15 protein-coding genes and 1 pseudogene are annotated in these 17,745 nt (G+C 70.6%); 7 read left to right on the plus strand and 9 right to left on the minus strand.

The features are described from left to right. Positions 1–689, plus strand: a pseudogene (locus D7X32_RS35750) (hypothetical protein); the annotation flags it as partial. Positions 690–697: 8 nt separating this feature from the next. Then, a complete protein-coding gene (locus tag D7X32_RS35755) occupies positions 698–1,222 on the plus strand; it encodes a tetratricopeptide repeat protein (protein WP_120607020.1) in 525 nt (174 codons plus the stop codon). A 195-nt stretch (positions 1,223–1,417) separates the two neighbouring features. Here the strand turns inward: D7X32_RS35755 and D7X32_RS35760 are convergent, their stop codons facing one another. The 4 genes from D7X32_RS35760 to D7X32_RS35775 form a co-directional block, all read right to left on the minus strand. Then, on the minus strand, positions 1,418–2,614 hold the full coding sequence (locus D7X32_RS35760) for a M48 family metalloprotease (RefSeq protein WP_120607021.1): 1,197 nt from the start codon (positions 2,612–2,614) through the stop codon (positions 1,418–1,420). A 14-nt stretch (positions 2,615–2,628) separates the two neighbouring features. Beyond that, the gene (locus tag D7X32_RS35765) at positions 2,629–3,807 is read right to left on the minus strand and encodes a tetratricopeptide repeat protein (protein WP_120607022.1); all 1,179 of its coding nucleotides are present in this window, start codon (positions 3,805–3,807) and stop codon (positions 2,629–2,631) included. Positions 3,808–4,035: 228 nt separating this feature from the next. Beyond that, on the minus strand, positions 4,036–5,148 hold the full coding sequence (locus D7X32_RS35770) for an ArsA family ATPase (protein WP_120607023.1): 1,113 nt from the start codon (positions 5,146–5,148) through the stop codon (positions 4,036–4,038). Then, the gene (locus D7X32_RS35775; protein ID WP_120607024.1) at positions 5,145–6,065 is read right to left on the minus strand and encodes an ArsA family ATPase; all 921 of its coding nucleotides are present in this window, start codon (positions 6,063–6,065) and stop codon (positions 5,145–5,147) included. Before D7X32_RS35775 ends, D7X32_RS35770 begins: the two co-directional genes overlap by 4 nt. A 195-nt stretch (positions 6,066–6,260) precedes the next feature. On the opposite strand from D7X32_RS35775, the gene D7X32_RS35780 reads away from it, so the two are divergent. Both D7X32_RS35780 and D7X32_RS35785 read left to right on the plus strand, forming a co-directional pair. Continuing rightward, the gene (locus D7X32_RS35780) at positions 6,261–6,569 is read left to right on the plus strand and encodes a hypothetical protein (protein WP_120607025.1); all 309 of its coding nucleotides are present in this window, start codon (positions 6,261–6,263) and stop codon (positions 6,567–6,569) included. Between the two features lie 44 nt (positions 6,570–6,613). Then, on the plus strand, positions 6,614–7,420 hold the full coding sequence (locus tag D7X32_RS35785; RefSeq protein WP_120607026.1) for a ParA family protein: 807 nt from the start codon (positions 6,614–6,616) through the stop codon (positions 7,418–7,420). Positions 7,421–7,475: 55 nt separating this feature from the next. Here D7X32_RS35785 and D7X32_RS35790 read toward each other — a convergent pair whose 3' ends face one another. Beyond that, a complete protein-coding gene (locus D7X32_RS35790; RefSeq protein WP_120607027.1) occupies positions 7,476–8,150 on the minus strand; it encodes a polyhydroxyalkanoate synthesis regulator DNA-binding domain-containing protein in 675 nt (224 codons plus the stop codon). A 167-nt stretch (positions 8,151–8,317) separates the two neighbouring features. On the opposite strand from D7X32_RS35790, the gene D7X32_RS35795 reads away from it, so the two are divergent. Next, positions 8,318–10,495, plus strand: coding sequence for a zinc-ribbon domain-containing protein (locus D7X32_RS35795; protein WP_158625819.1), 2,178 nt, complete (start codon positions 8,318–8,320; stop codon positions 10,493–10,495). Positions 10,496–10,501: 6 nt separating this feature from the next. Beyond that, positions 10,502–11,293 (plus strand): hypothetical protein, encoded by a 792-nt coding sequence (locus tag D7X32_RS35800; RefSeq protein WP_120607029.1) that lies wholly within the window; start codon positions 10,502–10,504, stop codon positions 11,291–11,293. Here the strand turns inward: D7X32_RS35800 and D7X32_RS35805 are convergent. After that, positions 11,290–11,514 carry a twin-arginine translocase TatA/TatE family subunit gene (locus D7X32_RS35805; RefSeq protein ID WP_171448819.1) on the minus strand — a complete coding sequence of 75 codons (225 nt, stop codon included), beginning with the start codon at positions 11,512–11,514 and terminating at the stop codon, positions 11,290–11,292. The genes D7X32_RS35800 and D7X32_RS35805 overlap by 4 nt on opposite strands. Positions 11,515–11,631: 117 nt before the next feature. Between D7X32_RS35805 and D7X32_RS35810 the strand changes: the two genes are divergently transcribed. After that, a complete protein-coding gene (locus D7X32_RS35810) occupies positions 11,632–12,348 on the plus strand; it encodes a glycerophosphodiester phosphodiesterase (protein ID WP_120607031.1) in 717 nt (238 codons plus the stop codon). Here the strand turns inward: D7X32_RS35810 and D7X32_RS35815 are convergent, their stop codons facing one another. The 3 genes from D7X32_RS35815 to D7X32_RS35825 all read right to left on the minus strand — a co-directional run. Continuing rightward, complete coding sequence (locus D7X32_RS35815; protein WP_120607032.1) at positions 12,349–13,257, minus strand: hypothetical protein; 909 nt, start codon at positions 13,255–13,257, stop codon at positions 12,349–12,351. Positions 13,258–13,460: 203 nt separating this feature from the next. Beyond that, on the minus strand, positions 13,461–16,706 hold the full coding sequence (locus D7X32_RS35820) for an MXAN_5808 family serine peptidase (protein ID WP_120607033.1): 3,246 nt from the start codon (positions 16,704–16,706) through the stop codon (positions 13,461–13,463). Positions 16,707–16,923: 217 nt separating this feature from the next. After that, on the minus strand, positions 16,924–17,745 hold an 822-nt coding region (locus D7X32_RS35825; protein WP_120607034.1), incomplete at its 5' end, for an EI24 domain-containing protein.

The raw sequence follows: 17,745 nt of genomic DNA on the forward strand, positions 1-17,745 counted from the left end.
GGCCGGGGAGCGGCGGGAGCACGGGGGCGTTGGATCCGGACCTCGCGGAGTACGCCGACGCGCTCCAGGTGCTGGACCAGAACTGGGACACCTTCGACGCGGCGGTGGGGACGAAGGACGGCAAGCTGACGATGGCGAACCTGCTGGCGGTGCTGGACAGCCCGGCGGCGTCCCCCACGCTCAAGCGCGCCGCGCAGTTCTTCAAGGACCACCCGGAGTACTTCCACCGCCTGGAGATGGCGGAGAGCGGCGGACGGGACGGCGTCGCCAACTGGCAGGACCTGGACGCGGAGCTGGACGCGGTGGGGAAGCTGCCGCGCGGTTCGTCGTCGAGCGGCAGCGGCCGGAGCACGGGCGGTTCGCGGGCGCGGGACATCGTGGACAACCCGAACATGAGCATCGAGCAGAAGGTGCAGGCCCTGCTCATGGGCATCACCGAGGACACCGACTCGGAGCTGCTGGACGTGATGAACGAGATGGCCAGCGCCCGCGAGGAGCGCGCCACGCTGGGCACCAGCGACTCCGACAAGGCGCGCGGCGCGAAGCTGGACACGAGCATGCAGGAGCTGGAGCTGCGCCTCCAGACGCTGATGGAGAAGCGCAAGGCGATGTTCGACCTGATGAGCAACATGTCGTCGAAGTTCAACGAGATGGCGAAGACGGCCATCTCCAACCTGCGCAGCGCGTGAGGGCCGCCATGGGACGCATCATCAAGCACGAAGGCGGCGGGGAGCAGCGGATGGAGACCGGAACGGCGCGCAGGCTGAAGGCGTTCGCGCGGGGGGAGACGACCTGGGCGGAGGTGGAGGGGATGACCTTCGAGGAGGCGAAGGCCATCGCGCAGGTGGGCTGCGACCTGGCGGCGGCGGGCCGGCTGGAGGAGGCGCGCATCCTCTTCGAGGGGCTCGTGGAGGGGAACCCGAAGGACTCCGCGGCGCACGCGGCGCTGGGCACCGTGTACCAGAAGCTCGGGAGGGTGGAGGACGCGCTCACCGAGTACACGCACGCGCTGTCGGGTGATCCGCGCAACCCCGTGGCGCTCACGGGCCGGGGCGAGCTGCACCTGCGCCGGGGCGAGCGGCAGGGCTTCACGGACATCGCCAACGCGGTGGAGGTGGACCCGCATGGGGAGACGTCCGCGGGGCGCCGCGCGAAGGCCCTGGTGAAGGCCATCACCCTGGTGGCGGTGGAGAAGCTGAAGGAAGGCGCGCCGCCGACGTAGGGGGCTGCTTCCGCGAGGGCCGCCGTCAGGAACGCGCTGGCCCGTGCGAGAGGGTGCTGAAGGGAGACGTTTTCAAGACGGATGTGCCGCCGGACAGTTGGGGAGCGGTCCGGGGGCGGCCGGCCGGAGGGTGGGCCTGGATGGCGAGGGGGAGTGGAGTGGAGGCCCATCCACCGGCGGCTTCTTGAAGCGTGCTCAGGGCGCGTCGAGCGCGGACAGCCGTTCCCCGATGGGCGGATGGCTCATGCCCTTGAGGACGACCCAGCGGGGAGGCTCGGGGTCCATCTTGTTCACCCGGGCGGCCTTCACCAGCATGCGGCGGAAGGCGCCCGGGTCGCCGGTGAGGTTCAGTCCGTAGCGGTCCGCTTCGCGCTCGCGCTCGCGGGAGATGGCTCCCGACACGGGGGCCGCGAGCGTGATGAGGAGGAACACCACGAGCGACACCAGCGGCAGGGTGCGGATGTCGCCCGCGCGTTGGACACCCCACCAGCCCCGGCGGGCGGAGAGGCGCAGCAACTGGTCGATGAGGAGGAGCAGGGCCAGCACCGCCAGCGAGGAGGCGATGCGGCCGGGCCAGCGGGGCTCGTTCACGTGGCCCGCCTCGTGCGCCACGGCGGCCAGGACTTCGTCCTCGGCGAGCTCCCGCAGGATGACGTCATTGAGGACGATGGTGCGCGTGGGGCCCTGGCCAGCGAAGTACGCCTGGATGCGCTTGGACGTCACGGACGTCTTCTCCACCACCACGTCGGAGAAGGTGATGTCCGCCTTCCCCATCAGCGCGGTGATGCGGGAGCGCAGCGGCCCTTCCTGCAGGGGACTCTGGTCGAAGTAGAGGCGGGCGCGGTACGGGTCCAGGGCGGAGGAGACCAGCATCAGCAGGGCCACGGGCACGCCCAGCACCAGCCACCAGCGGCGCACGCGGCGGGCCAGTCCGTACAGTCCGACCACGAGCGCGGTCAGGGCGATGGCGCCCACGAGGCTGCCCTTGAACCACGTCCACGCGAAGGTGGCGGGCGTGTCGTTGGACATGCCGTACTGGTGCTCCAGCACGTAGTAGAAATAGACGTTGGCGGGGGCGTAGAGCAGCTGGGTGGCCAGGTCGATGAAGAGCGCGAAGAGGATGGCGGTGCCCCAGCCGGGCTCGCCCCACAGCCGGTCCATGGCGCTGAAGAAGGCGCGGCTCACCGGGGCCGTGCGCAGGACGCCGCCGAACCTGCGCTCCAGCGCCGCCGCCGCGGCCGCGGCTCCCCGGTACACGGGCCGCACGAGCACGGCGAGGATCAGCGCCGACAGGGCCAGCCGCACCAGCGGCTCCACCGCGGCCCGGAGGTAATAGGGCTGGTGGTAGGCGTGAATGTCGGCGAGCTGCTCCGGGGTGAAGAGCGGTTCCATGGCCGGGGGAAGGCTCAGCGGTGCTTCGCGCCCGCGCTGGAGGCGGGCATGGGGACGGAGACCTCTTGCGATTCCGTGTCCGCGTCCGCGAGCAGGAGCGTCTTCACCTTCTCCAGGCTCTGGCGGGTGCGGTCCACGAAGGCGCTCTGCGAACCGATGCGCTCGGCGGCCTCCAGCGTGCGCTCGTAGATGTTGATGGACTTGGTGAGCAGCACGCGGATCTTCTTGCGCAGCTCCTGGCGGTAGACGTCCGCTTCCTCGGCGTTGAGCTCCGGGGGCGTGGGCGAGTTCACCATGTGCTCGTAGAGGTTCTCGTACAGGGCGCCAATCTGCGCGCCCGCGGCGGTGGCCCAGTAGCCGTTGCCCACGCGGATGGAGCGCAGGTAGTGGCCCTGCGCGGACAGGAGCAGCTCCGCCTTGTAGTTGAGGTCCTGCGCCAGCCCGTCGCTGCCCCGGCTGGCCTCCAGCTTCACGGCCTCGTAGTGCAGCCGGTAGATCTCCCCGACGAAGAAGTGCGCCTGCGCGGGGAAGTAGTCCTCCACCTCCGCCTTGTCCGGCAGGGCGTCATACGCGGACAGCGCCTTGCGCAGCGTCCCTTCCGCGTCGTCGGTGCGGCCGGCCTCCACCTGGCAGATGCCCTGCTGCACCTGGGCCTCGATGCGGCGGCCCGCGGGCAGGTCCTCGCGCGCGGCCAGCACGGTCAACAGCTTCACCGCCTCCTCGTAGCGCTCCAGGTGGTAGAGCGTCTCCGCCACGCGGAAGGAGGCTTCCAGCGCGTCGCCCTGACCCTTCTCCGGCTCCGCCAGGTCGGAGAAGCGCCCGTAGGCGTCGTCCCATTCCTTGAGGCGCTGGTGCGATAGGCCCGCGTTGTAGAGGGCCTGCCGGCGGTGCGGGCTGTTGGGGTGGAAGTCCGCGAGCCGGCCGAAGTAGCGCGCCGCCTGCTTGAAGTCGTTGGCGGCGAAGGCGGAGGTGCCGCCCGCGAAGAGCTCCTCGTCGTTGAGCTTGTCCAGCTCCAGGTCCGCCGTCACCGTGACGGGGTCGAACTCCACGACCTGCTTGTTCGCCGTGGCGTCCGGCTTCACCGCCGCGCCCGTGGTGTGGCAGCCCGTGAGCGTCAGGCCCAGGCCCAGCACGCCCACCCACAGCCACCGCCGGGCGACTCCGGCTGCATCCATCCGCTTCCTGCCGTGCATGCACCTGCTCCCATCCGGACACCCACGTCACCCGGTGCGGCCCCGGACATCGACACCCCGGAGACCCGCCAGGTTCCCCGGATGGCTTTCCCGGACCGCCGCCGGGGCCCGCCAGTCTAATGCGGACAGGCCTCCGGTGCTCTGTTGGCCGCCTGCCCGGCATGAACGCCGCCGCACGCCGGAAATGCCCGGCGGCCACGGCGTGTCACGCGGGGTGGGGGAGGGGACTCAGGCCAGGACGTCGTCGCCCAGGAGGTAGCGGCCGGTGCCCCACAGCGCGGTGAGGTCGTGCACGTCCAGCCCGAAGCGGGGCACCTGGATGAGGGGCGTGCCCGGACAGGCCGCGCGCAGCTGCGCCAGGCCCTCCAGGTCCTGCTGCGCCAGCACCTGGGTTTCGCGCAGCGTCTCCTCCACCTTCGCGCGCCGGGTGGGCGTCAGCGTGGCCGCGTCCTCCCACTGCGCCGGGGTGGGCAGCGGGTGCACGCGGTTCACCACGATGGCCGTCATCTCCATGCGGTTCTGCTGGAGCAGCTTGTGGAAGTGGATGGCCTCGTCCAGCCGCTCCGGGTTGGGGCTCGTCACCAGCACGAACCCCGTCGTCTTGTCCTCCAGGAGCTCGCGCACGCCGCGGGCGCGCTCGCGGAAGCCCTCGTTCATGGAGGAGAGCGTCACCATGAAGGAGGACAGCTCCTGGAGCATCTCCGTGCCGGTGAAGCGCGACAGCGCGCGCGTCACGTAGCTGCCGCCCAGGTTGAAGAGGGACAGGCCCACCTTGCCCGCCCTCAGCGCGGGCGTGAGGAGCCACTTGGCCGCCTCGTTGTCCAGGAAGTCCAGCACGCGGTTGGGCGCGTCCAGGAAGTCCAGCGCGTGCGCGGTGGGCGGCGTGTCCAGGACCACCAGCTCGTAGTCGCTGCTGCGGCGCAGGTCCCAGACCTTCTCCATGGCGATGTATTCCTGGCTGCCCGCCAGGGCCGTGGAGAGGGACTGGTAGAAGCGGTTGGCGAAGATGCGCTCGCGCTGCTCCGGCGGGGCCACGCGGGTGATGAGGTCATCCCAGGTGGCCTTCATGTCCAGCATCATCGCGTGCAGGGCGGCCTTGGGCCTCACGCCCAGCGGCTCCAGCACCGACGCGGGGACCTCCGCCTCCGTGTTGCCCAGGCCGGACAGGCCCAGCGAATTGGCCAGGCGCTTCGCCGGGTCGATGGTGCACACGATGCTGGGGCGGCCATCCACCGCCGCGCGCAGCGCGAGCGTCGCCGCCACCGTCGTCTTGCCCACGCCGCCAGAGCCCACGCAGATGAGCACGCGCTTGTTCGCGAGCGCCGCTTGCAGCGCCGTCATGCTCCCGTGCCTCCCTTCACCATCGCGTCCAGGTGCCCCATCACCGTCTCCACCGCGTCGCGACCGAAGCGCGGCACGAACAGCCTGGGCACCGTGTACACCGGCGCGTGGAGGTTGCGCTCCAGCTTCGTGCCCGCGAGCACCGCCTGCGACGCGCGGTCATGGTGCGCCTGGGCCACGCGGCGCAGTTCCGGATGGCCCGCGAGCGCCTCCAGGTCCGCTTCCGTGAAGCGCTGGGGGAAGGCCTGGTTGAGCACCGCCGCGTGCGTGCGGATGTGCACCTTGTCCCGCAGCGCGCCGTGCAGCTCCAGGGCCTCGTTCACCGGCATCTCCTCCGGCAGCGCCACCAGCACCGCGGCGGTGACGGAGGGGTCCACCAGGAGGTCGCGCATCTTCAGCGCCTCGCGCGTCATGGGCCCCGGCGGCACCGTCTGCAGCAGCACCTGCGGCACGCTCAGGAAGGAGATGGCGTGGCCGGTGGCGGGCGCGTCCAGCACCAGCGTGTCGTACTTCCAGCGGCCGTCCGGCAGCTTCTCCTGGAGGTGGAAGAGGATCTTCCCCAGCAGCACCAGCTCCTGGAGTGACGGGATGAAGCGCAGGAAGTAGCGCACCAGCCGGTTCTCGAAGACCGTCTTGTAGAGGGTCTCGAAGCGCAGGACCATCAGGCCGTACTCGCGCATGGCCTCGTGGGGGCGCACGGTCACCGCCCAGAGGTTCTCCTCCAAGAGCTTCACCTCCGGGCCCGCTTCGGGCAGTTCGAGGAAGCGGCTGACGCGCTCCTGGGTGTTCACTTCACACACCAGGGTGCGCCGGCCCGCGCGCACCGAGGCGAGGGCCAGGGCGGCGGCGACGGTCGTCTTCCCCACGCCCCCCTTGCCAGAGACGATCCACAGGCGTTTGTCGAGCAGTCCGGCCATAGAGGGCGCGCGAACCGTAGGGATGGCCTCCCGGAGAGTCAACGAGAGTCCACGAGGAGAAATCCCCATTGTTCCCCTGCTTGACACGTCGCGTTGGCCCCTCCCAGAGTGCGGCGTCCTCTTCCTGACGTCCCGCCTGTCCCGACGGCCCTGTGCCTGTCCCGCGGTGGGCCGGACCTGAACGGTTCCAAGACCATGCTGAAGAACAACCCGGTGATGAAGAAGCTCGTGGAGACGGGCGAGGAGCGCGTGGGCAAGCTCGCGCAGCAGCTGCTCTCCAACGAGAAGTTCGTGGCGGCGGTGCAGGGGCTGGTGTCCCGCTCGCTCGCGGCGAAGGGCACGCTGGACGCCGCGCTGCGCACGGCGCTGTCCGCCATGAACCTGCCGTCCACGGCGGACCTGGAGCAGCTGCGCTCGAAGGTGGACGACCTGGAGCGGCTGCTCGCGTCCGTCGAGGGCAAGGTGGACACGCTCGTGTCGAACACGTCCTCGAAGAAGAAGTAGGGCGCGCGTCCTTTTTTGCGTCCTCGGAGCCCGGAGGAGGAGCCATGCGGCGCATCGCGTTCATCAACGAGAAGGGCGGCACCTGCAAGACGACGCTCGCGGTGAACACCGCCGCGTGGCTCGCGTTGGAGCAGCGCCGCCGGGTGTTGCTGGTGGACCTGGACACGCAGGGCCACGCGGGCAAGTCACTGGGGTTGGACGTGCGCACGCTGCCGCGCAACGTCTTCCACCTGCTCACCGACGCGCAGGTGTCCCTTCCCGCCGTGGTGCGGCCCACGGGCGTGCCCGGGCTGGACGTGGTGCCCGCGTACAAGGAGATGGCGGAGTTCCCGGTCGTGGTGGCGCAGGACCCGCGGCGCGCGCACCGGCTGGCGGACCGCATGCGGGAGGCGGAAGCCGCGGGCTACGACGTGGTGCTGTTCGACGCGCCTCCGTCCATGGGGCTCACCACGCGCAACATCCTGGTGGCGGCCACGGAGGTGGTGGTGCCGGTGGCGCTGACGTACCTGGCGCTGGACGGGTGCGCGGAGCTGGCGGAGACGGTGCGCCAGGTGGGCGAGGCGGAGGGGCGCCAGGATCTACGCGTCACCAAGGTGGTGCCCACGCTGTACCGCAAGACGGCGCTGGCCACGGCCATCCTGGAGCGCCTGCGGGCTTACTTCCCCGACGCGCTCGCCGCCACGCCGCTGGGCTACAGCGTCAAGGTGGACGAGGCGCAGAGCCACGGGAAGACCATCTGGGAGTACGCGCCCCAGAGCCCGGGGGCGCGGATGCTCGCGGCCATCGCGGCGGAGATTGACGGCGCTTCCCCTCCGGCGAAGCGGAAGCGGGCCAAGCCGAAGGTGGCCTGAAGCGCCAGGCGCCCGCTTCCTCACGGGCGCCACGTGCCTCAAGGGGACCGGCGCTTCAGGAAGCGCTGGGGTCCTTCTTGTCGCCCTTCTCCACGGCGTCGAGCTTCTTCTCCAGCTCCTCCAGCCGCTGCGAGAGCGCCTGCATGTCGCGGCCCAGGGCGGGGAGGTTGCCGGTGAGGTTCTCCACGACCTGCTTCACGCGCTCGTCGATGCGGCGCTGGAAGTCCTCGAAGGCGCGCTGGCTGGCCTTGAGCAGCTCCGCCGGGTTGAGGCTCGCCGCGGCGGCCTCCGCCTGGGGCGCGGGCGCGGTGGCGGCGGCGTCCGGGGTGGCCTCCTGCGGGCTGCCGTCCTCGCGGCGCAGCAGCTTGTCCAGCCGCTGCTCGGCCTCCTCGCGGATGGAGGCCACGCGCGGCGTGACCTCCTTCTGGATGAACCCGGAGATGGACTCGCCAGGGTGGCGGATGATCTCCCGCAGCACCGACAGCGGCATCTGGTTCTTCTTCTTCTCCTCTTCGAAGATGATCTGCGCGAGGGTGACGGAGGTCAGGTCTTCCTTCGTGCGGTTGTCAACAATCCGCACCTCGGTGCCCTCCTTGATCATCGCGGCGATCTCATCGAGCGTGACGTACCGGCTCTCCACGGTGTCGTAGAGCTTCCGGTTCGTGTAGCGCTTGATGATCTTCGGCTCCTTGCTGCTGCTAGGAGCGTTTGCTTGCTCGGCCTCGCTCATGTCTGTCGTCTCCGACCCCGGCTGCGCCTTGGCATTTACTGGTTTACTACCTGATTTCCAAAGGGGCGAACCTCGTATCAAAGGGGTTGGAAGCGAGCAAGTTGCCCGGGTCCGACTCGCCGTGGTTGCCGGGTGGGCCTATGCTTCGAGTCCCCCGACCCGACCCCATGATCGTCCAGTGTGAACAGTGCCAGACGCGGTTCAAGATCCCCGACGAGAAGGTGACGGAAAAAGGGGTCAAGGTCCGCTGCACCAAATGTCAGAACACCTTCCGGGTGGCGCGTGAGCCCGCGCCGGCCTTGAGCGCCCCTCCGCCAGCCGTCCCCACGGGCGAGCAGGCGGACCCGTTCCAGGCGTTCGGCGAAGCCCCGGAGCCCACCGGGGAGGTCACCCGGCCCGGCGCCGCGTACTACGCGCCCGGTGCACCCGCGGTGAAGTCCCCGGTCAAGACCTGGGGTGACGTGGACGTGGACATCGACGTGGACGCCCCGCAGGCGGCTCCCGTCCGGACCCCTGCCACGCCGGGCGCCGGGGGAGCGATGATGCCGTTCGACCCGCCCACGCCGGTTCCGGGCGTCGCGTCCCGGCGGCCCGCGGCGGCCCCGCTGGCATCACCCACGAACCTGGCCGGGTTGGACATGGAGGATCCGTTCGCGGACTTCATGTCGGATGCGCCCGCGCCCGTGCCCGCTGCTCCGGTGGCGGCTCCCCGGCCCGTGGCGGCTCCGGCGGCGGCTCCTCGCCCGGTGCCTCCGGGGGCTTTCGCGCCGCCCGCCGCTCGTGCCGCTCCTCCCGGTGCGTTCGCGGTGGGGCCTGCGGCTCCAGCCCGTCCGGCTGCCGTGGTGCCAGGCGGACCGGGGCCTTCCGCACCGGCCCCCCGTCCGGCGGTGATTGCTTCGGCGCCTCCGGGGGCTGGGGCCGCTGGGATGCGGCCGGTGGCTCCCGGTGCTGGCGCCGTGGTTGCTGCCCCCTCCGCGGTGGCGGATGAGGCGTCATTCCTGGGCCTGGCTGACTTCCCGGGGATGGATTCGTCCGCGCCGGGGCCCGTGTCGCCTCCGGCTCCCGCGGCCCGTGCGGCGGCTGCTCCGGTGCGCGCCGCCATGCCCGCGGCTCCAGGGGGCTCCCCGGCCCGGGGCGCTGCTCCCTCAGGCGTGGGCCCGGCTCGCGCGGTTGCGCCTGCCGGACCCGGTGGGGCTCCGCGCCCGGGTGGTGCGCCCGTGGCCTCCCCGGGCCTTGCCGCCGCTGGTTCGACGGACCTCGCGCCGGATCCGCTCTTCGACTTCTCCATCGACGCTCCCGCGGCCCCGGACGCGGCGTCCCTGCGCCATGCCGCGAACGTGGCCGTGGCACCCTCGCCGAGCGGAGCCACGGCGGTGGCCTCGCCGGGCTTCGAGAGCGATGATCCGTTCGCGTCCCTCGACATGGCCGCTCCGTCGCCGGACCTGTCCGCCGCACCCATGGACTCCGGGTCCAGCCCGGAGCCGATGAGCGACCTGTTCGACTTCTCCGGCGCGGGAGCTTCCGGCGAGGAGGGGATGGCCGCCTCGGACACCGGCCGCGCCGCGCTGCTGGGGGACGTGCCCGCGGACGCAGGCGCGGAGGAGCCCGGCGGCATCTCGTTGTTGAGCGACGTGCCGGCGTACGACGACGGCGACCCGTTCAAGATCACCACGCCCCGCCGCGAGGTGGTGGACCTGGCCAACATGCGCTCGGGTCCCGCCGTCACCGTGGCCAAGCCCTCCGCCCGGATGGAAGACGTGGGCATGCCCCAGCGCCGGCTTCCTGGCCGCGCGCGGAAGGTGACGGGGCTGGTCCTCAACCTCACCATCGCCACCGCGCTGGTGGTGGCCCTGGGCGCGCTGGGCACCGTGTACCTGCGCGACGGCAAGGTGGATGCGTCCACGCTGTCCCCGGACCGGCTGCGCACGCTGGTGCTGCCCGCGTCGCGCCCGTTCATCGCGAGCGACGTGTCCAACGGCCTCTACGAAACGCGCGACGGCCGCATGCTCTTCGTCGTGCGCGGCGAGGCGGAGAACCGCACCGGCGCCGCCGCGGCCGTGCGCGTGCGCGCCGCCCTCTTCGACGGCGACCAGCGGGTGCGCTCGGCGGAAGGGCTCGCGGGCGCGCTCGCCACGCCGGAGGAGCTCCACGCCGTCACCACCCGCGAGGCCGCCACCGCGCTCCGCCAGCGCATGGACGCGGCCTCCCTCCCGGTCCCGCCGGGCGGCAAGGTGCCCTTCCTGGTGATGTTCCAGGAGTTCCCCGCGGACCTCGGAGGCTTCCGGTTGGAGGTGACGCTGGAGCCCATCCCCTCCGAACCCACCGCCGACCGCACGGGAGGCTGAGCTGTCATGTCCACGCTGGAGGAGGCCCGCGCGCTCGCGCGCAACCTGCACGCCCTGGGCGGAGGCGCCACCGTGCGCCGCAAGGCCGCCGCGCGAGAGCTGGCCCGGCGTGAGCCGTTCGACACGAACGAGCTCATTGGCCACCTGCTGTCGCTGTCCCGCGCGGGGCAGGCCCCCGCCACCTGCGTGCTGTCGGACTTCCTGGCCGCGTTGGACCAGGAAGCCGAGCACATCCCCCACCTGGTCGCGCTCCGGCGCATGGCCCACGTGCAGTCGCTGGAGGCGGTGGCGGACCTCTTCGCCCAGGGCCCCGCGCGCAAGGAGCTGGACGCGGACGCCGCCGCCCGCGCGGATGCGCTCGCCGCCAACCAGTCCCTGGGCCACCTGAAGCAGCAGGCCCGCCTCACGCGCGACCCGGACGTGCTGTCGCGCCTGGCCACCGTCAGCAACCCGGCCGTGCTGCGCAACGTGCTGATCAACCCGCGCCTCACCGAGGACCTGGTGGTGCGCATCGCGGCGCGCAGGCCCGCGCGTCCGGAACCGCTCGTCGAAATCTGGAAGTCGCCGCGCTGGTCCGTGCGCCACAAGGTGCGCCGCGCGCTGGCCTTCAACCCGTACCTGCCGCCAGAGGTGGGCGCGAAGCTGGTGCCGCTGCTCACCACCTCCGACCTTCGCGAGATGGTGGAGGACGCGGGGCTGCTCCCCGCCCTGAGGCAGCAGGCCGCGCGCCTGCTCCTGGCGCCAGCGCCCGGCAGCCCGCCCGGTCCGCTGGTGCTCCCGACGGGGGAGGAGTTCTAGGAGCGGCGGTCCTTGTGGGGACCTTCGGTGAAGTCCGCGTCGCTGCTGCCCCGGCGCGAGTGGGGCAGGTGCTTCACGTCCACCAGGTCGTCGCCGCGCGACGCCTTGCGGAAGGAGTAGACGAACTTGCCCACCGCGTTGCCCAACTGCCCCATCCGGGCGGCCGAGAAGACCACCAGCAGGATGAAGCCGAGGACGATGAATTCTCCGAGGCCCAGCATGCTTTGGACACTGCAATAAACCCACCCGCGAGGCAAGTTGCGCCCGCGTCCACCCCCGGACGCCTGTCCGGCGACAACGCTGCGCCAGCGGGCCGTTCCAGCGCACACTGCGAGCCCATGCTCCTGCTTGCTCACCGTGGTGCCAGCGCCGACGCCCCCGAGAACACCCTGGAGGCCTTCGCGGAGGCCGTGCGCCAGGGCGCGGACGGCGTGGAGCTGGACGCCATGGTGTGCGGCTCCGGTGAAGTGGTCGTCTGCCACGACGAGCACCTGGACCGCTTGGCCGGACAGCCCTGGGAGGTGCGCACCACGCCCTGGTGGAAGCTCTCCCGGGCGGACGTGGGCACGCGCCTGGGGTTCGCCCCCGCGCGCATCCCTCTCCTGGAGGAGGTGCTGGACGCGCTGCCGGAGCACTTCCTCATCAACATCGAGCTGAAGTGCGACCGCTTCGACGACGGCGGCCTGGCGGCGGGCGTGGCCCGGCTCCTGGGCGAGCGTGACCTGGCGAGCCGCGTGGTGGTGTCCAGCTTCAACCCGCTCTGCCTCTTCCGGCTGGCGGCGGTGGCGCCCACGCTGCGCCGGGGCTTCCTCATCGACCCGGACAAGCCCTGGGCGCTGCAGGCGTACGCGCTGAGCCCGCTGGTGTCCTCGCACTCGGTGCACCCCTTCCACGAGGCGTGCACGCCGGAGCGGGTGGCTGCGTGGAATGACGCCGGGCTGCGCGTGGCGGCGTGGACGGTGGATGACCCCCAGCGAGCCCGCGTGCTGCGGGACCTGGGGGTGTCCTACCTCATCACCAACCGCCCGGGCCGCGTGCGCGAGGCCCTGCGCTGACTAGAAGTCCAGGCCCAGCGTGGTGTTGACGGCGAAGACGGAGGGCAGGTCGCGGCTGCCGGCGCCCTCCTGGTCGAAGCTGCCCAGGTTGGTGAGCGAAATCTCCGCGCCCAGCTGCAGCACGCCGCCAATGAAGCGCGCGCCCGCGTAGAAGCGCGGGGTGAGGTTGTCGCCCGCGTTCACCCGCGAGTACGGCGCGGTGTTGGTCAGCGCGTCGCGCGAATCGTTGCCCTCCGTGTCCGCCACGGTGCGGCTGGGGTCGAAGTCCAGCGTGCGCGTGGTGGCGCTGACGAAGTTGAGGTCCAGGCCACCGTAGGGCGTCAGCGTCACCATGCCGCCCAGCGGGAACTGCTTGCCCACGCCGATGTCCAGGCCCGTGGTGGTCAGGTCCAGGTTGTGCGCGCCGAACAGCTTCGTCACGTGCAGGCGCAGGCCCACGTCCGGCAGGTACGTGAAGCCCTCGTTGACGGCCCACTTCACCTCGCCCGTGGCCGTCACCATGCTGCTCTTCTCAATCCAGCCCACGCGCCCGCCCAGCTCCAGTGAGAAGGGCAGGCCCTTGCGCACGTGGAGCGACGGCACCAGCATGGAGCCCGGCTGTTCCTTCTCCGTGGGCAGCTCCACGTCGCTCGGCAGCGACACCACGGACAGCTCCGCGTTGAACGCGTAGCCGGAGTGCCCCGTCGTGCGCGGAGGCATCAGGTTCGCGGACGTCATCACCGCGCCGAACGTGCGCGCGAAGGCGCGGAAGTTCGCGCTGGCTTCGGCGAACTCCGTGTTGGTGATGACCGGAGTGGCACCCCGGCTCTGGACGCCGAAGCGGGAAATCGACAGGTCGTTGTCGTCCGCATGGGCCGCGGCCCCGGACAGCGCCGTCGCGAGCACGAGCCACCGACTGAACGTCCGCATGGGGGAATCACGCCTCCGGGACGCGTGCCGGCCAAGCGGGCGCCCACCTTGGGCGGACCCTAAATCGGCCCTCGGTGAAGCGTCAACAAAACGGGCGGCCCTCCTCCAGGGAAACGCCCCCGTTGGAAGGGGGACGTCCGCTGGAAGCGAGCCGCCCGTGGGTCAGGCGCTCCGGAAACGTGCCCGGAAGCCCGGGACGACGACTACTGCTGGCGCGGCTTCACCGGGGTGGTGGCCGCGGCGGCGGGCGTCGTCACCTTCTGCGCCACCTCCGCCGGACGGCGGCGGATGACCAGGGTGCGGCGGCTGGCGAACTCGGAGCTCTCACGGGCCACCACCAGCACGTTGTTGTTGCCCTCCTTGAGGTTGAAGTCGGAGGTGAACTTCAGCGTGTTGGGCTCGCCGCCCTTGGGGTCCACGGCCTTGAAGTAGACCTTCTGGTCGTTGACCAGCACGTAGACGTCCAGCAGGCCGTTGGGGTCCTTCACCGCGCCGGAGAGGGTGAACTTGTCGCCGTTCACCACCACGCCGCCGTGGGACGGATCCACGTCCAGCTTGATGTCCGGCGGCTGGTGCGTCGTGGTGAACGCCACCGTCTTGGGCGCCGCGGCCTTGCCGGTCTTCACTTCCTTCGCGTCCTGCGTGCGAACGAAGGCGAAGCGGTCCTTCTCCAGCGCGACCTTGTAGTAGCCCTTGGTGACGGCCTCCAGGGCCAGCGTCGCACCCTGCGGCAGCTTCGCCACCGGACGCGCGTCCGCGGTGGGGGAAGCGAACAGCTCCGCCTTGTCCGACAGCTTCACCAGGCCCTTCTTCGCCTCCAGCGGGGCCACGGGGCCGTCCTTCACGGGCAGCTGGAGCTTCTCCAGGACGAACTCCTCCAGGGGCTCGTCGAGGATGGCCAGCTTCAGCGGGAAGGTGTCGCCCTTGAAGCCCTTCTTCAGCGACACCTGGAAGCGCGCCGTCTTCGTCTCACCGGGCTTGATCTCTCCCAGTTTGAAGCGGCCCTTCTCGATGAAGATGTTCGCGTCGCCGCCGTTCTTGATCTGCGCGAACGAGTCCAGCGCCGCGCCCACGCCCGTGTTGGTGACGTCCATCACCACCGTGACGTCCTCGCCGCGCTGCACGGCGCCGTCGCCGTTGCACTCGGCGCAGTCATCCACCACCTGCCAGTTGAAGGCGAACGTGGGGCGGGGCAGCTCCACGAAGGACAGCTCCGACACCAGGGTGTCGCGCAGGGCGCCGTTGTCGTCGAACAGCTTCACCTTCACGTCGTCGCGGCGGCTGGTGAGGTCCTTGGGCAGGCGCACCTGCACCTTCCAGGACTTCTTCTCACCCGGGGCGAGGGCGCCGAAGAGGAACTCGCGGCGGTCGAGGAACGCGTTGTCGCTCTCCGTCCAGCCACGCACGCGCTTGAGCGGCTCCGTGCCCTTGTTCTCCACGTTGATGACCATGTCCAGCTGCTCGCCGGCGGCGATCTTCGCGTCGTTGCCCGGGGAGAAGCTGGCGTCCAGCTGCACGTTCTTCGGCGTGGGACCAGGGCTCCAGTCCAGGCCGAGCGCGGCGATGGCGTTGTTGATGCGCTGCTCCTCCTCGTTGCGCTTCTGCTCCACGAAGGCCTTGCCCTGGCGGATCTGCTCGGCGCGCTTCACCGCCGGCACCTTCAGCACGAAGTCGCGGGCGAACTGGACCTCGAAGTCCTCCTTGATCTCCTCCTGGGACTCCGCGTCCAGCTGGTCGTCCAGGTCCTCGCCCTGGCCGGCCACGTCCACGTCCAGGAGCGGATCATTCTCGCCGTGCTCCTTCTTGTCCTTGGTGCCCGGCTTGGCGGCGACCTTCTCCTTGGGCTCTTCCTTCTTGGCGGCGGCCTGGACGGCCTTCTCGTCCACCTTCAGGTACTTGAGGCTGGTGCCCGGCTTCTCGCGGTCCAGCACCTCTTCGCGCTTCTTGGCGATGGTCGCGGACTCCGGGTTGCCGAAGTGCTGATCCAGGTCCGCCTCACCCATGGACTTGCGGGGCGCGAACACGTCCACCCGGTCCGCGGTGACGCGCGTCGGCACCAGCTGGATGTCCGGCACGATGCCGACCTCCTGGATGGAGACGTCGCCCGGGGTGAGGTACTTGGCGATGGTCAGCTTGAGCGCGCTGTCGTCCGGGAAGTCGTAGAGCACCTGCACGCTGCCCTTGCCGAACGTCTGGCGGCCGATGATGACCGCGCGGTCCAGGTTCTTGAGCGCGCCCGCGACGATTTCAGACGCCGAGGCGCTGCCCGCGTTCACCAGCACCGCGATGGGGTAGTTCTCCTCGCCCTCCGTGGGACGCGCGCGCTTCTCCTCGCGCAGCTTGTCGCTGAAGCCCACCGTCGCGACGATGGTGCCCTTGGACAGGAACGTGTCCGACACCTGGATGGCCTGCTCCAGCAGGCCGCCCGGGTTGCCGCGCAGGTCGAGGACGAGGCCCTTGAAGCCGCCCTTGGCCTCCGCCTGCTTGCGGATGTCCGCCAGCGCGGACTCCAGGTCGCGCGTGGTGTTGCCCTGGAAGTTCTTCAGGCGCACGTAGCCCACGCCGCCCGCGAGCAGCTTGTGCTGCACGGACTCAATCGAAATCATGGCGCGCGCCACCGTCATGTTGCGGGGCTTGTCCCAGCCGTCGCGCTCCACGGTGATGGTGATGCGGCTGTCCACCGGACCGCGCAGCTTGGACACGGCCTCGTTGAGGTCCATGTTGACGGTGGACTCCTCACCAATCTTCTTGATGCGGTCGTCCTTCTGGATGCCGGCGCGCGCGGCGGGCGTCTTGGGCAGCACCTTCACCACGGTGAGGTTGCCCTCCTTCATCTGGATGACGAAGCCCAGGCCGCCGAACTCACCCTTGGTGGACAGCTTCATCTCCCGGTACAGCTCCGGGCGCAGCAGCACCGAGTGCGGATCCAGCGTGGAGAGCATGCCGTTGACGGCCGCGTACTCGATGTCGCGCGTCTCCTCGATGGGACGCATGTTCTTCGACAGGAAGTCGAACACGTCCTTCAGCGCGAAGGACATCTTCCACAGGGAGTCGACGTGGGAGATGTCGAACTCCTTCTGCTTGCCGTTGACGTTGACGTTGAGCTTGCCCGTCTCCGGGTTGCCGTCCACGAGCACGTCCGGGACGCTCTTCTCCACGTACTCCAGGGAGGCGATCATCATCTCCTTGGGCTTCACCCGCTTGGGGTCGACGTAGTTCTCCTTCACGTAGAGGATGACCTTCGTCAGGACGCGGAGGCTGTTGAGGTCGTGAGGGGCCTTCTCGCTCTTGCTGGCGGACGGCAGCGCGCCGTCCCAGGAGTCCTGCCCCGCCTCCGCCGCTCCCACGGTGAGCGGGAGGGGCGCACGGTCACTGCCTGCGAATGCCCAGGCCCCCAACAGAACGGCGACGGCGGTGATGCGGCGGAAGATACGCGGCATGCGGTTCATCCCAGCTGGGGCGCGCATGGCGCCCCGGGTGATGCGTGAAAAGCCCTGTGAATCCGAACGGTTCGACGGGTGCCAAGGGACCTGGCAGCGGCCGGGCAAGCCTAATCACGGCTTCCAGGTGCTTCAAGGCGTGGCCTTGTCACTAGCGTCCGAGAACGTCTGCCGCAGGCAATGCGTTCCCGGGTGCCCTGTCCGTACGGACACCCGGCCTCCCGCTTTATTTCGCTTCCAGCCGGCCACCGGACGACAGGCTCCCGGGTCCTGACGCATCCGGCGGCGGGGGCAGGTCCCCGGCCTCCCGCAGGCCCCGGTACAGCAGGGTGCCCCCGACGACGGCCACCGGGAGGAAGAAGGTGTTGAGGATCGGCACCCAGAGCAGCAGGTAGACGCCCGCGCCGAAGCCCAGGCAGAGGGCCCGGCGCTCGCGCAGCATGCGGCGCACCTGGGCGAAGGGGTACAGGTGGCGCGTCATGGGCGCGGCCAGGTGCTCCGCCGCCATCCAGAGCATGGTCCACACGCTGGCCAGCACGGTGAACGCGATGCTGCCCAGGCCCGGCACGAAGTTCAGCGGAAGGAGCACCGCCAGCCCCAGGAACAGCAGCGCCATGCGGGCGAGCGTGTGCAACAGCCCTGTCGTCATCCCCCGCAGGAAGGAGGCGGGGGAGAGCACGGCGTCCGTTTGCGCACACTCGGCTTCGGTGGCCTCCGACAGCGGGTCCTGCAGCGGCGTCAGCAGCAGGGGGGGCACCACGTTGGCGCCCACCCCCCAGGCGACCAGCCCGCCCAGAACGAGCGCGATGTACCAGCCGGCGCGGCCGACCCAGGACTCGGGCCGTGCCCACACGGACTCCAGGAGGCCGGGGGCGTAGCGGTAGAGGAGCACGGCCAGCCCCACCAGGGCGACGGCGGTGAGGGCCGCGCACAGGCTGGACAGGAGGAAGAGGCGGCGCGAGCGGAAGATCAGCCGGAAGGCGCGGCCGAGCACTCCCACCCCCTGGAAGAAATCCGACAGACGGGGCCGCGGGGACAGGGTGGGGAC

This window comes from Corallococcus carmarthensis, assembly GCF_003611695.1.
GTDB lineage: Bacteria > Myxococcota > Myxococcia > Myxococcales > Myxococcaceae > Corallococcus > Corallococcus carmarthensis.